A 14,086-nucleotide genomic window follows, 5' to 3' on the forward strand; every position below is an offset into this window, starting at 1 on the left:
CACATATATGGCTGGTTTGTTTATTACATTTGAAGGTGGAGAAGGTGCTGGAAAAACAACGGTTATCCAACATATCTTCCAGAAATTAATTGCTCAAGGGATTGATGTTATTCAAACAAGAGAACCCGGAGGAATAAAAATATCGGAGAAGATTCGAAGTATTATACATGATCCAGAACATCTGGAAATGGAAGAAAGAACGGAAGCTTTATTATATGCAGCCGCTAGAAGACAGCATTTAGTAGAGAAAGTGTTCCCTGCTTTGGAACAAGGAAAAGTAGTGCTCTGTGATCGCTTTGTGGATAGCAGTTTAGCATACCAAGGTTATGCTAGAGGGTTAGGGATCGATGAAGTTTATGCGATAAATCACTTTGTGATTCAAGATTGTATGCCAGATTTAACACTTTTTTTCGATATTGAACCAAAAAAGGGTTTAGAACGTATAGCGACGAATAAAAATAGAGAAAGAAATCGATTAGATCTAGAAAATATTCAGTTTCATGAAGCAGTTTATGAAGGGTATCAAAAAGTGATTGCACGCTTTCCGGAGCGGATAAAGACGGTGCAAGCGGAGCAATCATTAGAGAAAGTGGAACAGGATACCATAGAGATAATCAGTTCTTTTTTAAATGAAAAAGAAAAGGGTGGTAACAATGAAATTAATTATTACGGTGATTCAAGATAAGGATTCAAACCGTCTCGTTAATGCATTAGGAGAACATAATTTTAAGACAACAAAACTAGCAACCACGGGTGGATTTTTAAAAGAAGGAAATACGACGTTAATGATTGGTTGTAATGATGAAGATGTTGATCGTGCATTAGAAATAATTAAAGATAATTGTTCACACCGCGAACAGATGGTAGCACCAATTTCACCAATGGGCGGAAATGCTGACTCCTATATTCCAAAGCCTGTAAAAGTAGAAGTTGGCGGAGCAACGGTATTTATCGTACCAATTGAGTCTTTTTATAAATTTTAATAAATTATGGATGAAAGGGGACTGAACACATGAAAATTACGAATGAAATGCAAACAAAGACGGAACCAAAATTTCATCGGTCTTCAAAGGTGGAGGATCCTTCTTTTCAACGAATGGTTCAGTCCCAAACAAAGCATTTGAATCAGCAAGAATTTCATCAGCTTGTACAACAATTGAGCAAGCAAGGAAGCAAACTTGCTCAGTATCGTTCTTTCAGAGAACTAGTGAAATTTAAAAGGATGGTTAAAAGTTTTTTAGATAAAGCAGTGGCACAAGGTTACAAGCTTGAGAAATCACATAGCTTTGGACTGCAAGGAAGTCGACATCTTTCGATAGTAAAAGAAGTGGATGAGAAACTAATTCAATTAGCAGAAGATATAATGGATGAAGAAAAGAAGACAGTAGATATATTAGGTCTAATTGGTGAGATCAAAGGTCTATTGATTAATATATATACATGAATAACACGATCCCTATTTAAAGCGGGAATCAATTAGGATGGATGAATGATGGTAACTTGGGAGGAAATCACAGACCTTCAGCCGATTGCTAGTCGAACGATCATCAATAGTATAAATAAAGGAAGAGTATCCCATGCTTACCTCCTACAAGGCGAACGAGGAACCGGGAAGCGTGATATTGCGCTATTATTAGCAAAATACTTATTCTGTTTGCATCGTGAAGGAGCGAATCCTTGTCATACATGTAATAACTGTAAACGGATAGATTCGGGAAATCATCCTGATGTACATTGGATTGAACCAGATGGACAATCGATAAAAATTGAACAGGTACGTAATTTGCAAAAGGAATTCACGTATTCAGGGATGGAATCGAATCAAAAAGTATATGTCATTCAAGATGCCGATACATTAACGATAAATGCGGCAAATCGTTTGCTCAAATTTTTAGAAGAACCTAGTAAACAAACGACTGCTATTATGATGACTGAAAATGGACACTCGATTCTACCAACTATCCGTTCAAGATGCCAAATCATAGAATTACAGCCGTTACCTCCTGATGTACTGAATCAAAGATTGCAAGCTGAAGGGGTTCAACAATTTGAAGCGAATCTTTTAAGTGCTCTGACGAATAATACAAAAGAAGCATTATCATTACACCAAGATGAGTGGTTTGCAGGTGCAAGAAAGATAGTGGTACAATTAATAGAAATGTATGTTCAAAAGCCAGAGGATGTTTATTTATTTATTCACCAACAATGGATCCCTCATTTTAAAGAACGTACAGAGCAACAAATGGGATTGGATTTATTATTATTAGGATTTCAAGATATCCTTCATCAACATATAAAAGAAGTCTCTACAACAGTCTTGTTACCGCAAGATGATGCGAAAATGGAACGGGCAATGATGTCTTTTTCTAAAGAACAATTATTATTTACATTGCAGCTGATTTTAACAGCGAAACGTAAATTAAAGCAAAATGTCCAACCGACGTTAGTAATGGAACAATTAGCACTTCAAATACAGAGGTGAAAAAATGCTAGAAGTTATAGGGGTAAGATTTAAGAAAGCGGGAAAAATCTATTACTTCGATCCAGACGAAGATAATATAGAGTTAGATAGTTACGTCATTGTTGAAACGGTTCGAGGAATTGAATTTGGTAAAGTAGTGATCACGAATAAGCAGGTAGATGAAGAAGATGTTGTATTACCACTTAAGAAGGTTATTCGTGTAGCGGATGATAAAGACAAACGAACCGTCGTTGAAAATCAAGAACAGGCTCAAAAAGCCTTTGATATATGTACAGAGAAAATTGAGCACCATGATCTAGATATGAATTTAGTAGAAGTAGAATATACATTTGATAGAAACAAAATCATCTTTTACTTCACTGCTGATGGTCGTGTTGACTTTCGTAATCTAGTAAAGGATTTAGCGTCCATGTTTAAAACACGTATTGAATTGCGACAAATTGGAGTACGTGATGAAGCAAAAATGCTTGGTGGTATAGGTCCTTGTGGTCGAATGTTATGCTGCTCTACGTTTTTAGGTGACTTTGAACCAGTATCGATAAAAATGGCGAAAGATCAAAATCTCTCATTGAATCCAGCAAAAATATCTGGTCTATGCGGTAGATTAATGTGTTGTTTAAAATATGAAAATGACGATTATGAAACAGCAAAAAAAGAATTACCTGATATTGGCAAGTCTATGAAAACGCCATATGGAGAAGGTAAAGTAGTAGGACTTAATATCTTAGAGCGCATGATACAAATTGAGTTGCCTGAAAAAGAACGCGTGGTAGAATATACATTAGATGAATTAATCGAAGAAGGAATAGTTGCGCAAGCCACAGAATGATGAGGTGAGTGGGCGTGGGAAACAGAGAAATATTTGATCAGGTTTCCGACATGGAAAAGCAAATTGGAGAGCTTTATGAACAATTGGGTGATTTAAAAGGTAAGTTAAGTGATTTACTGGAAGAAAATCATCGTTTAGCACATGAAAATCACCATTTGCGCCATCATCTAGAAGAGTACCGACAAGATGGAGATACTGATTCAAAACAACCATTGAATGAAACAAAAAAGAAACCTCATGCACTTCCCGGTGAAGGGTATGATAATTTAGCCAGATTATATGAAGAAGGATTTCATATTTGTAACCTTGAATTTGGGAGTCCACGCAGAAATGAAGACTGCATCTTTTGTTTAGATTTCTTTGACAAAACGAAATAATATTATCTTGTAAGAATGATAGGTCCTTTCTTAATAAGATTTTACATGGGCTGTCTCTAGCTTAGTGATTTAATTTGTAGCAACGGGATGTTACCGCATATACGGGGAAAAATTAATGAAGTGACTTAAAAATAAGGTTATACTACTTATGAAGGAGCTTTTGATTCTCTGTATATTACGGGTACGGTTGCAAAGATTAGTCAACTAATTTGGAGATAGCCTTTCTTCATTTTAATAAAATCGAACAAGACAGGATAAAGAGGGATCACTATGGTAGAACTTTATGATGATGAACGAACAGATTATTTATTAGCAAACAATGAGATGAAGATAATACAAAGTCCAACCGCATTCGCATTTTCTTTAGATGCTGTATTACTTGCTGATTTTGCATCGATTCCTAAAAAAAGAGGTACCATATTAGATTTATGTACGGGAAATGGTGTTATTCCTTTATTGTTATCACGCAAAACAACAGCAGAGATCACAGGAGTGGAGTTACAAGAACGTATCTATCATATGGCTGAGCGGAATGTGCAATTAAATCAATTACAAGCACAATTGCATATGATTCATGGAGATTTAAAAGATATGCAAGCAGTACTTGGACAGAGCAGTTTCGATGTGGTTACTTGTAATCCACCATATTTTAAAACCCCTTCCAAATCAGAACATAATATAAATGAACACTTAACAATTGCCCGACACGAAGTGTATTGTACTTTAGAGGACGTGATACGCGCATGTAAATTACATGTGCGTCCGGGAGGAAAAGTAGCGATGGTGCATCGTCCAGGTAGGTTAGTTGATATTATGGAGCTGTTTAGAAAGTATAATGTTGAACCAAAACGAATCCAGTTTGTTTATCCGAAGCAAGGGAAAGAGGCAAATATGCTATTGATCGAAGGTATTCGAGATGGAAAAGCAGACATAAAAATCTTACCGCCTCTATACATCTATGAAAAGGATGGAACCTATACGAAACAGGCGGAGGAAATTATTTATGGATGAACAACATTATGTTTATATATTACGTTGTCGTGATCAATCTCTTTATACGGGGTATACGAATAATCTAGAGCATCGTTTACAAATGCATGAAACGGGCAAAGGTGCTAAGTATACACGAGGTAGAGGTCCATTTGAAGTATTGTATGTAAAGCAATTTCTCAATAAGTCAGAAGCAATGCAAGAAGAATATCGCATTAAACAATTACCCCGCTTTGAAAAGCTGAAGCTAATTGAATTCCAAGTACAGGAGTGATGACACGTGAATATACAAAAAAGCTTTGAGAATGAGGATGCCGCTTTGTATGTAGTACCAACACCAATTGGAAATCTTGAAGATATAACGTATCGTGCCATTCGTATGTTAAAAGAAGCATCGGTAATTGCTGCAGAAGATACTCGTAATACGAAGAAGCTTCTGCATTACTTTGAGATAGAGACACCTTTAATTAGTTATCACGAACATAATCATCAAAGTCGTGTGAATCAGCTGATGGAGCGAATAAAAGATGGAGAAATGGTCGCATTAGTCAGTGATGCTGGTATGCCTGCAATATCCGATCCGGGTGTTGAACTTGTACAAGCAGCAATAGCAGAGGAATTAAAAGTAATTGTTCTTCCAGGGGCAAACGCAGCTCTATCTGCATTAGTAGGTTCAGGATTAACGACACAACCCTTCACTTTTTATGGTTTTTTACCCCGGAAGAAAAAAGAGAAAAAACAAATACTAGAGGATTTACAAAAAACAGAAGGTACAATCGTTTTTTATGAATCTCCATATCGGGTTAAGGATACAGTAGAAGTGATCCAAGAGACATATGGAAATAGAAATATGGCATTAGGTAGAGAACTAACCAAACGCTTTGAAGAGTATGTTCGAGGGACAGCAGAAGAAATTTTTTCATGGTGTATGAAAAATGAAATGCGTGGAGAATTTGTTGTCATGGTGGAAGGTCGAAATATGTCGGATGAAGCCGATATTCGACAAGAATCGACATGGTGGGAGTCAATGACTTTACATGAACATGTCACTTATTATATAAGTACGTCAGGTTTTAACAGTAAAGAAGCGATAAAGCAAACTGCAGTAGATCGAGGAATTCCTAAACGAGAAGTTTATCAGGCTTATCATATCCAAACATAAAGAAAGCTGACAATTCAATAGAGTTGTCAGCTTTCTTTATACAACGTAAATAAGATTTAGCACCGAATATGGCTTATTTGAAACGGGACTGTATTTCTTCCAACAGAATTTGAGCACCTGCTGGACTGAGGACTAAATTACCATTTGCAATAGACAAATTTTCATCGGAAACTTCTCCAGTAATTTGACAAGTCATATTAGGTTTGTATTTCTTGAGAACAATTTTATCATTATCTACATAGATCTCCATTGTGTCTTTTTCGTGGATGTCCAATGTGCGACGTAATTCAATGGGTATTACTACACGGCCCAATTCATCGACTTTACGTACAATTCCAGTTGATTTCATTGTTTGACTCCCCCATACTCGAAAAAATACGGATATTAACTCTCCTCAAACAAGTATTTATCCGAATTTTCCTTATTGATGATACTACATAAAAAAATCGCCATGGTTCGACACCTATATTAAAATCAGAATACCAACAAATTGCTCACTTGTCAATCAAATTTTACTAAAAGTGGAAAAATTTGATTAGTTCTTTGGTCACCGTTTATTTCGTCACAATAATGGCAACGGTATAGAAGAAGCAAAGAGCGGTAAATGTACACGATTTGGCAAATTACGTTATAATAGCTACAATAGAATCTATATATAATAAGGAAGAGATTTAGGAGGCACAACGAATGGCAAGAGAAAATGCATTTTATATAACGACGCCAATATACTATCCTAGTGGAAAGTTACATATTGGAAATGCGTATACTACAATCGCATGTGATGTAATGGCACGATATAAACGCATGCGTGGATTTGACGTTTTTTATTTAACAGGTAGTGATGAGCATGGACAAAAAATAGAACAAAAAGCGAAAGAGATGAATATTTCTCCAAAAGCCTATGTAGATGATATGGCTGAAGGGATGAAAAAATTATGGAATACGTTAGAAATTAGTAATGATAAATTTATTCGTACAACAGAAGAACAACATAAAAAAGTAGTCGCGGATATATTTGAACGATTCTTAGAACAAGGTGATATTTACTTAGATGAGTATGAAGGATGGTATTCGGTTCCTGATGAGACATTCTATACTGAAACGCAGTTAGAGGATGTTGAAAGAGATGCCGATGGAAATGTTATCGGCGGTAAGTCTCCAGATAGTGGACATCCAGTAGAATTAATTAAAGAGGAATCTTATTTCTTCCGGATGAGTAAATATGCGGATCGCTTGTTAAAATTCTATGAGGACAATCCAGGATTTATCCAACCAGAATCTCGAAAAAATGAAATGATTAATAACTTTATTAAACCGGGTTTAGAGGATCTAGCAGTTTCTCGTACAACATTTAGCTGGGGGGTACAGGTTCCAAGCAATCCAAAACACGTTGTATATGTATGGATTGATGCACTTACCAACTATATTACAGCTTTAGGATATGGTACAGATGATACTTCCCTTTATGACAAATTTTGGCCAGCGGATGTGCATATGGTTGGAAAAGAGATCGTACGATTCCACACTATTTATTGGCCGATTATGTTAATGGCTCTAGACTTACCTCTACCAAAAAAAGTCTTTGCCCATGGCTGGCTTTTAATGAAAGATGGAAAAATGTCGAAATCAAAAGGGAATGTCGTTTATCCAGAAATGCTTGTCGAACGTTATGGTTTAGACGCGTTGCGTTACTACCTCATGCGTGAAGTTGCTTTTGGTAGCGATGGAGTTTTTACACCGGAAGATTTTATTTCTCGAGTAAATTACGATTTAGCAAATGATCTTGGAAACTTATTAAATCGCACAGTGGCGATGATTAACAAGTATTTTGATGGAAAGGTGCCTGAATTTAAAGGTGAAGTAACGAGTGTTGATGGTGAATTACAAACAATTGCAAATAACGCCGTCGAAGAATATGAAAAACAAATGGAAGGCATGCAATTTAGTGATGCATTAAAACAAGTTTGGATCTTAATTTCGAGAGCGAACAAATATATTGATGAAACAGAGCCTTGGATATTAGCAAAAGATGAAGGTCGTAGAAATGAGTTAGCAAGTGTAATGGTTCATTTAGCAGAAAGTTTACATGCGGCTGCACTTATGTTACAACCGTTCTTAACTCATGCACCGAAGAAAATTGCAGAACAACTTGGTCTAGGAGAAGAATATGGATTAGATTGGAATACAATTGGTTTCGGCAATTTCCCAAAAAATACAACCGTTGTTAAGAAAGGTACACCAATCTTTCCTCGTCTTGATTTGGATGAAGAAGCTGCGTATATTCGTGAACAAATGGCTAATGGCGCAAAAGGTACTACTTCAGAAGATAAGGCTGGCGACTGGGATCCTAATGAGACTGACCTTATATCTGAAAAAGAAAAACAGATTAAATATGATGTATTTGATAAGGTTGAGCTGAAAGTGGCTGAAGTTAAAGATTGTAGTAAAGTAGAAGGCGCAGATAAGCTATTAAAATTCCGATTAGACGCTGGAGATAAAGGAGATCGACAAATACTTTCTGGTATAGCTGAATACTACTCAGAACCGGAGCAATTAATCGGGAAAAAAGTTGTCATCGTCGCTAATTTGAAGCCACGTAAAATGCGTGGAGAAATTAGTCAAGGTATGATATTATCAGCGGAATACGACGGCAAACTACAAATTGTCGAAGCACCAAGTGAAGCCCCTAATGGTTCGTCAATTTCTTAAGTGTAAAAGAACTAAAGTAAAAAGTAAAAACTAAAAGGTAATTCGTACCGAGCTATAATTGGGTGACAGTTCTTGGATATCCGAATTATAGCTCGATTTTTATTCAACAAAAAGAAAAGGATGAACAGGTATGTTATTTGATACTCATGTACATTTAAATGCGAAACAATTTGAAGACGATCGTGAAAAAACTATTCAACGAGCGTATGATGCCGGCGTGAAGAATATGGTGGTTGTCGGGTTTGATCGAGAGACAATACCATTAGCAATAGAGATTGCAGAAAGCTATCCGGCTATTTATGCTGCAGTAGGTTGGCACCCTGTAGATGCTATTGATATGACTGAAGAAGATCTTAAATGGATTGAACAATTAAGTTTCCATCCAAAAGTGGTTGCCATTGGAGAAATGGGGCTTGACTATCATTGGGATAAATCACCAAGGGATATTCAAAAAGAAGTATTCCGTAAGCAAATAGCACTTGCAAAAAAAGTAAACATGCCGATAATTATTCATAATCGAGAAGCAACGGAAGATATTATAAAAATTTTACAAGAAGAAAATGCAAAAGAGATTGGCGGAATTATGCATTGTTACAATGATTCGGTCAAATATGTACAAGATTGTTTGGACATGAATTTCTATATTTCTTTAGGTGGACCTGTAACCTTTAAGAACGCACCGCTTCCAAAAGAAGTTGCAAAAGAAGTTCCTTTAGACCGTTTATTAATTGAAACAGATGCGCCGTTTCTAGCTCCTCATCCAAATCGAGGAAAAAGAAATGAGCCTGCTTATGTTCGATTAGTCGCCGAACAAATTGCTTCTTTAAGAGATATGAGTGTAGAAGAAATTGGTGAAATTACTACTAGGAATGCAAGACAATTTTTTAATATTAACGAATAAAAATTACTCTTTATTGTCATAATCGAACTAAAAAATGGAAAAAATCAAGAGGATAAACGGACTGTTTATCCTCTTTTTTTACAATTTGATAACAAGCTTTAGGACTAGGTGCATCATAGCATTTCGTCCAATATCCCTAGATTATTGATGAATTACCAGGATAAATGTAATTGGTTTGTAAACGAACCGTAAACGGAATAGCTTTGACTTTGCATATACCTGTTAATATAATCAATTGGAAGTGAGGGGGGCTTTTATGATGAAGCTAATTTCAAGGTTATCAAGGTCGAAACAGAAATTGATAACATCAGGTATTGGTGTTTTTGTATTAATTCTTTTTTCGAGTTTTGTAATGTACGAAGCGACAAAAGCGGAAGTAGTATTTGCTGAAAACGGAGAAGAACAAACAATCAACACACACAAAGATACTGTTGGAGAGCTTCTGACCGAATTAGGAGTTGATGTTGGCAAACATGATCTCTTATCGCATCAATTGGATGCCTTGATTCAATCAGGAATGACAATTGATTATGTAGCTGCTAAAGATATAACCATTGCGATTGATGGCAAAGAAAAAGATTACAGTACAACTGCCGAAACGATTGCAGCATTTTTTGAGGAAAATAATCTAATGTTTACAGAAGACGATCAATTATCTCATAAAACTTCAAGTAAGATAGAAGATGGACTACACATAGATGTTATAACAGCCTTTGAGGTAGAGATTCAGAATGGAAATGACAACACAACTGTCATGACAACTGGCGGAACAGTTAAAGAAATTATAGAAAAGGCTGGGGTATCTTATGATCAAGACAGCAAAGATAAAATAACTCCTGGTTTAGATGAAGAAGTTGAAAAAGGAGACAAAATAGAAGTAGTTCGAGTAACAAAGGAAGAAAAAGTAGTCGAAGAAACAATTGATTATGAAACACAAACAAAAGAGGATAGCTCCTTGCCAAAGGGAGAAGAAAAAGTAATTACTGAGGGTGAAAATGGTCAAGTCACAAAAACATACATGGTTACGATGGAGAACGGGGATGAAGTAGACAGAGAACTTATTGACGAAGTTGTAAAAGACAGTGTAGCAAAAGTAATTGCAGTTGGAACAAAAGAACCTAAAGCTCAGCAAGCATCCAGCAATCATACCAATCAATCATCTAAGAATGCGAGTTCGGGTTCAAATGGAAAAACTTTAACAATGAAAGCTAGTGCTTTTACAGCTAGTTGTAGTGGTTGTTCTGGTGTTACTGCTACCGGCATTAATTTAAGTAGTAATCCCAATATGAAAATTATCGCAGTAGACCCTAACGTCATTCCACTTGGTACGAAAGTACATGTAGAAGGATATGGTGAAGCTGTTGCTGGAGATACGGGCGGCAATATTGTCGGCAATCGTATCGATGTGCATGTGCCATCTAGTTCTGATGCGTATGCATGGGGTGTACGCACTGTGAAAGTGACAATTTTAGATTAGCATATTTTTATATGACGAAGGATAAAATGCTCTTATCATGCTATTATGGTAAGAGCATTATTTTTGTATGTTCGGAGGAAAGGTTATGAGAGTGAAGGAAATAATTGTGGTAGAAGGCAGGGATGATACAGCTCGAATCCAATTAGCAGTCGATGCGGATACAATTGAAACGAATGGTTCAGCGATAAACAAACAAACATTGGAAAAAATTCGTCATGCTAAAGAAAAACGTGGAGTAATTATATTTACGGATCCTGATTACCCGGGCGAACGTATTCGTAATATTATTAATGAACATATCCCAGGATGTAAACATGCTTTTTTACCAAAAGAAGAAGCCAAAAATAATAAATCTGACCGTGCGAGTTTAGGAATTGAACATGCCAGTGTAGAAGCAATACAAAAAGCGTTGGAACATGTATATGAATTAGAGGAAATGAAAACAAGTGATATCAATAAGGCGGACCTTATTGATTATGGACTAATTGGTGGAAAAAAGGCAAGTGAACGCCGTGAAAGGTTAGGGAAACGATTGAAAATCGGACACACTAACGGTAAGCAATTATTAAAGCGACTCACACAGTTCCAAATTAGTAAAAAACAGTTAGATGAAGCTATGGAATTAATAGATCAGGAGGTTCAACATGACGACCAAATACATCGCAACTCCTTCTAAAACGAAGGAAATTTTAGGTAAATATCATTTCACATTTAAAAAAAGTTTAGGACAGAACTTTTTAGTGGATGTTTCGGTTTTACAAAATATCATCCGCCATGCAGGTATTACAAAAGATACTGCTGCAATTGAAATTGGTCCAGGAATTGGAGCATTGACGGAGCAGTTGGCAATACATGCGGATAAAGTTGTTGCATTTGAAATTGACCAACGACTATTGCCTATATTAGAAGATACATTGGGTGAATATTCGAATGTATTTGTGATCCACCAAGATATTTTAAAGGCGGATGTGACACAAGTTATTGCAGAACATTTTCAAGAAGGTCAAGAAGTTCATGTCGTGGCAAATTTACCGTATTACATTACGACTCCTATTTTAATGAAATTAATTCGTGACCGGTTACCAGTAACAAGTTTAACAGTCATGATTCAAAAAGAAGTAGCAGATCGAATGTCTGGCAAACCGAATTCGAAAAGCTATGGTTCCTTAAGTCTTGCAGTACAATATTATAGCGAGGCAAAAGTAGTAATGAATGTACCAAAGCAAGTATTTATGCCACAACCGAATGTCGATTCAAGTATATTGCAACTAACTATCCGGCAACAGCCTCCTGTAGATGTTACCGATGAAGATTTCTTTTTTGAAATTATCCAAGCAAGCTTTGCACAGCGCCGTAAAACATTAAAAAATAATCTCTCCCGCTTTTTTAAAGGAGTTCATGATAAAGAGAAAATTGAACACATATTACAAGAAGCAGGGGTTGATGGGATTCGAAGAGGCGAGTCACTGACCATGGACGAATTCGCACAAGTAGCAAATTCGTTTTATCAATACCAAGAACTTAAATAATATGTATAGTAGGTTGGTATGCAAAAGGCACAATAGCCTGCTTTTTCTCATATGGTATAGGAGACATATCGTGTGAGGTGTACTGATGGTTATTGCAAATGGAGAGCTGGTGACACGAAAGTCATATGAACATGATTTATTATTTCGTGTAATAGAGATTAAAAAAGATATCGCTGTTTTGCATGGAGAGGATATGCGATTAGCTGCAGACGCCCCTCTTAATGATTTAACAAAAGTAGATCAGCGAGAGAAAAAGAGAAGAAAAGAACAGGAAAAAGAAAAGCAAGAAACATCGTATAGATTATTTAGGCAAGATTATCAGTTAATGAAGGAAAAACGAAATTATGAGGCAACCGAAGGGTATTCGAATGCAGCCAATTATTTTCAATTACCTGCGAAAGTATTGCATATGGATGGAGATGCAAACTATTTACGAAAATGTATACAATTATATCAACGAATAGGATTACAAGTTCACGGGGTGCATTTAACAGAAGTGCAAATGCCAGAAGAAATTAATGATCTATTGGAACGTATTCAACCAGATATACTTGTTATTACAGGTCATGATGCATATTCAAAAAACAAGGGATTAAAGAATGATTTGCGTGCATATCGGCATTCAAAGTATTTCGTGGAAACAGTAAGGGAAGCAAGAAGAGTGGTCCCTAACCTTGATCAGTTAATTATTTTTGCGGGCGCATGTCAGTCACATTTTGAATCCATTATTCGCGCTGGTGCCAATTTTGCTAGCTCCCCTTCGAGAGTAAATATCCATGCGTTAGATCCTGTTTATATTGTTGCCAAAATAGCATATACACCTTTTATGGAGAGTGTATCGGTTTGGGAAGCACTTAGAAACACGTTAACAGGAGAAAGAGGATTAGGTGGTATCGAAACGAAAGGTTTATTACGAACGGGTATGCCTTTTGTAGAGGATAGTAATGAAGAGGAAATGTAAAGAGTCTTCCAGAAAAGAGAGGGCTCTTTTTTTATTTATAGACAGTTATTAGCTATCTAAAATGATTATCAGTTTGCTTTTCTTAACAAAATATACATATTTAATGAATATCTACACATAATAACATAAATAGACAAAAATTATTGTTGACAGCAAAAACAATATGCTGATATAATATAAAGTTTTGTTTGACTTTTGGACAGGGGTATGTTAAAATTATCCTATGTGAGGTGGAGTGTAGTGGCAAAGACATTAATAGAAATTAAGCAAGGTCTTGAGTGTCAGGTAGGTCAACGATTAACACTCAAAGCAAATGGTGGACGGAGAAAGACGATTGAACGGTGTGGAATACTGGCAGAGACATACCCATCCGTTTTTATCGTAGAGCTTGATCAAGACGAAAATGCATTCGAACGTGTTTCCTATAGCTATGCAGACATACTAACAGAGACGGTAGAGTTGAATTTTCTAAAAGAAGTTCAACAATAACTTAGAAACAGTAGACAAGTCTTCGTCTACTGTTTTTTTAGTAAGTATAAAATTTTTGATTTCATATGTTTTTGCTTCAGGAAATGAATAATACATATTCTTATTTATCCCGCATGTAGATGAGGCAAAGCAAAAGAGGTATCTGAAGGAAACCACAGGACGTAAGTCTCCACTTTATGC

Annotated in this window: 17 protein-coding genes; 16 read left to right on the top strand and 1 reads right to left on the bottom strand. The window is 36.1% G+C overall.

Annotated features, from left to right (window positions below):
- The first annotated feature begins 7 nt into the window (after nucleotides 1-7).
- The 9 genes from tmk to rsmI all read left to right on the top strand — a co-directional run bounded on the left by tmk (nucleotide 8) and on the right by rsmI (nucleotide 5,840).
- Nucleotides 8-685, top strand: coding sequence for a dTMP kinase (gene tmk / locus C794_RS19185; RefSeq protein ID WP_017798797.1), 678 nt, complete (start codon nucleotides 8-10; stop codon nucleotides 683-685).
- Complete coding sequence (locus C794_RS19190) at nucleotides 654-983, top strand: cyclic-di-AMP receptor (RefSeq protein WP_017798798.1); 330 nt, start codon at nucleotides 654-656, stop codon at nucleotides 981-983. Before tmk ends, C794_RS19190 begins: the two co-directional genes overlap by 32 nt.
- Nucleotides 984-1,012: 29 nt before the next feature.
- Nucleotides 1,013-1,444, top strand: a complete 432-nt coding sequence (locus C794_RS19195) for a YaaR family protein (RefSeq protein ID WP_017798799.1) — start codon at nucleotides 1,013-1,015, stop codon at nucleotides 1,442-1,444.
- Nucleotides 1,445-1,492: 48 nt separating this feature from the next.
- The gene (gene holB / locus C794_RS19200; RefSeq protein ID WP_017798800.1) at nucleotides 1,493-2,482 is read left to right on the top strand and encodes a DNA polymerase III subunit delta'; all 990 of its coding nucleotides are present in this window, start codon (nucleotides 1,493-1,495) and stop codon (nucleotides 2,480-2,482) included.
- Between the two features lie 4 nt (nucleotides 2,483-2,486).
- Entirely contained in the window at nucleotides 2,487-3,311 is an 825-nt protein-coding gene (locus C794_RS19205) for a PSP1 domain-containing protein (protein WP_017798801.1), read from the top strand.
- A 14-nt stretch (nucleotides 3,312-3,325) separates the two neighbouring features.
- The gene (gene yabA / locus C794_RS19210; RefSeq protein ID WP_017798802.1) at nucleotides 3,326-3,688 is read left to right on the top strand and encodes a DNA replication initiation control protein YabA; all 363 of its coding nucleotides are present in this window, start codon (nucleotides 3,326-3,328) and stop codon (nucleotides 3,686-3,688) included.
- A 270-nt stretch (nucleotides 3,689-3,958) separates the two neighbouring features.
- On the top strand, nucleotides 3,959-4,699 hold the full coding sequence (locus C794_RS19215; RefSeq protein WP_017798803.1) for a tRNA1(Val) (adenine(37)-N6)-methyltransferase: 741 nt from the start codon (nucleotides 3,959-3,961) through the stop codon (nucleotides 4,697-4,699).
- Nucleotides 4,692-4,952 (top strand): GIY-YIG nuclease family protein, encoded by a 261-nt coding sequence (locus tag C794_RS19220; RefSeq protein WP_017798804.1) that lies wholly within the window; start codon nucleotides 4,692-4,694, stop codon nucleotides 4,950-4,952. Before C794_RS19215 ends, C794_RS19220 begins: the two co-directional genes overlap by 8 nt.
- 6 nt (nucleotides 4,953-4,958) lie before the next feature.
- Nucleotides 4,959-5,840 carry a 16S rRNA (cytidine(1402)-2'-O)-methyltransferase gene (rsmI, locus tag C794_RS19225; protein ID WP_017798805.1) on the top strand — a complete coding sequence of 294 codons (882 nt, stop codon included), beginning with the start codon at nucleotides 4,959-4,961 and terminating at the stop codon, nucleotides 5,838-5,840.
- Nucleotides 5,841-5,913: 73 nt separating this feature from the next.
- Here rsmI and C794_RS19230 read toward each other — a convergent pair whose 3' ends face one another.
- Nucleotides 5,914-6,189 carry an AbrB/MazE/SpoVT family DNA-binding domain-containing protein gene (locus C794_RS19230; protein WP_017798806.1) on the bottom strand — a complete coding sequence of 92 codons (276 nt, stop codon included), beginning with the start codon at nucleotides 6,187-6,189 and terminating at the stop codon, nucleotides 5,914-5,916.
- 338 nt (nucleotides 6,190-6,527) lie between these two features.
- Between C794_RS19230 and metG the strand changes: the two genes are divergently transcribed.
- From metG to veg, 7 genes are all read left to right on the top strand, one after another.
- A complete protein-coding gene (gene metG / locus C794_RS19235; RefSeq protein ID WP_017798807.1) occupies nucleotides 6,528-8,549 on the top strand; it encodes a methionine--tRNA ligase in 2,022 nt (673 codons plus the stop codon).
- Between the two features lie 130 nt (nucleotides 8,550-8,679).
- On the top strand, nucleotides 8,680-9,450 hold the full coding sequence (locus C794_RS19240; protein ID WP_017798808.1) for a TatD family hydrolase: 771 nt from the start codon (nucleotides 8,680-8,682) through the stop codon (nucleotides 9,448-9,450).
- Between the two features lie 256 nt (nucleotides 9,451-9,706).
- Nucleotides 9,707-10,927 (top strand): G5 and 3D domain-containing protein, encoded by a 1,221-nt coding sequence (locus C794_RS19245; protein ID WP_017798809.1) that lies wholly within the window; start codon nucleotides 9,707-9,709, stop codon nucleotides 10,925-10,927.
- A gap of 85 nt (nucleotides 10,928-11,012) precedes the next feature.
- The gene (gene rnmV, locus C794_RS19250; protein ID WP_017798810.1) at nucleotides 11,013-11,603 is read left to right on the top strand and encodes a ribonuclease M5; all 591 of its coding nucleotides are present in this window, start codon (nucleotides 11,013-11,015) and stop codon (nucleotides 11,601-11,603) included.
- Entirely contained in the window at nucleotides 11,572-12,456 is an 885-nt protein-coding gene (rsmA, locus tag C794_RS19255; protein WP_017798811.1) for a 16S rRNA (adenine(1518)-N(6)/adenine(1519)-N(6))-dimethyltransferase RsmA, read from the top strand. Before rnmV ends, rsmA begins: the two co-directional genes overlap by 32 nt.
- Nucleotides 12,457-12,541: 85 nt before the next feature.
- Nucleotides 12,542-13,417, top strand: coding sequence for a sporulation peptidase YabG (gene yabG, locus C794_RS19260; protein ID WP_017798812.1), 876 nt, complete (start codon nucleotides 12,542-12,544; stop codon nucleotides 13,415-13,417).
- 240 nt (nucleotides 13,418-13,657) lie between these two features.
- Complete coding sequence (gene veg / locus C794_RS19265) at nucleotides 13,658-13,906, top strand: biofilm formation stimulator Veg (RefSeq protein ID WP_011064455.1); 249 nt, start codon at nucleotides 13,658-13,660, stop codon at nucleotides 13,904-13,906.
- Nucleotides 13,907-14,086: the final 180 nt, after the last annotated feature.

The organism is Oceanobacillus kimchii X50 (assembly GCF_000340475.1).
In the GTDB taxonomy this organism is placed as follows: domain Bacteria; phylum Bacillota; class Bacilli; order Bacillales; family Amphibacillaceae; genus Oceanobacillus; species Oceanobacillus kimchii.

Coding starts and splice junctions, on each gene's coding strand:
- tmk (WP_017798797.1), top strand. CDS start 8: ATGGCTGGTTTGTTTATTACATTTGAAGGTGGAGAAGGTGCTGGAAAA.
- C794_RS19190 (WP_017798798.1), top strand. CDS start 654: ATGAAATTAATTATTACGGTGATTCAAGATAAGGATTCAAACCGTCTC.
- C794_RS19195 (WP_017798799.1), top strand. CDS start 1,013: ATGAAAATTACGAATGAAATGCAAACAAAGACGGAACCAAAATTTCAT.
- holB (WP_017798800.1), top strand. CDS start 1,493: ATGGTAACTTGGGAGGAAATCACAGACCTTCAGCCGATTGCTAGTCGA.
- C794_RS19205 (WP_017798801.1), top strand. CDS start 2,487: ATGCTAGAAGTTATAGGGGTAAGATTTAAGAAAGCGGGAAAAATCTAT.
- C794_RS19215 (WP_017798803.1), top strand. CDS start 3,959: ATGGTAGAACTTTATGATGATGAACGAACAGATTATTTATTAGCAAAC.
- C794_RS19220 (WP_017798804.1), top strand. CDS start 4,692: ATGGATGAACAACATTATGTTTATATATTACGTTGTCGTGATCAATCT.
- C794_RS19230 (WP_017798806.1), bottom strand. CDS start 6,189: ATGAAATCAACTGGAATTGTACGTAAAGTCGATGAATTGGGCCGTGTA.
- metG (WP_017798807.1), top strand. CDS start 6,528: ATGGCAAGAGAAAATGCATTTTATATAACGACGCCAATATACTATCCT.
- C794_RS19240 (WP_017798808.1), top strand. CDS start 8,680: ATGTTATTTGATACTCATGTACATTTAAATGCGAAACAATTTGAAGAC.
- C794_RS19245 (WP_017798809.1), top strand. CDS start 9,707: ATGATGAAGCTAATTTCAAGGTTATCAAGGTCGAAACAGAAATTGATA.
- rnmV (WP_017798810.1), top strand. CDS start 11,013: ATGAGAGTGAAGGAAATAATTGTGGTAGAAGGCAGGGATGATACAGCT.
- rsmA (WP_017798811.1), top strand. CDS start 11,572: ATGACGACCAAATACATCGCAACTCCTTCTAAAACGAAGGAAATTTTA.
- yabG (WP_017798812.1), top strand. CDS start 12,542: ATGGTTATTGCAAATGGAGAGCTGGTGACACGAAAGTCATATGAACAT.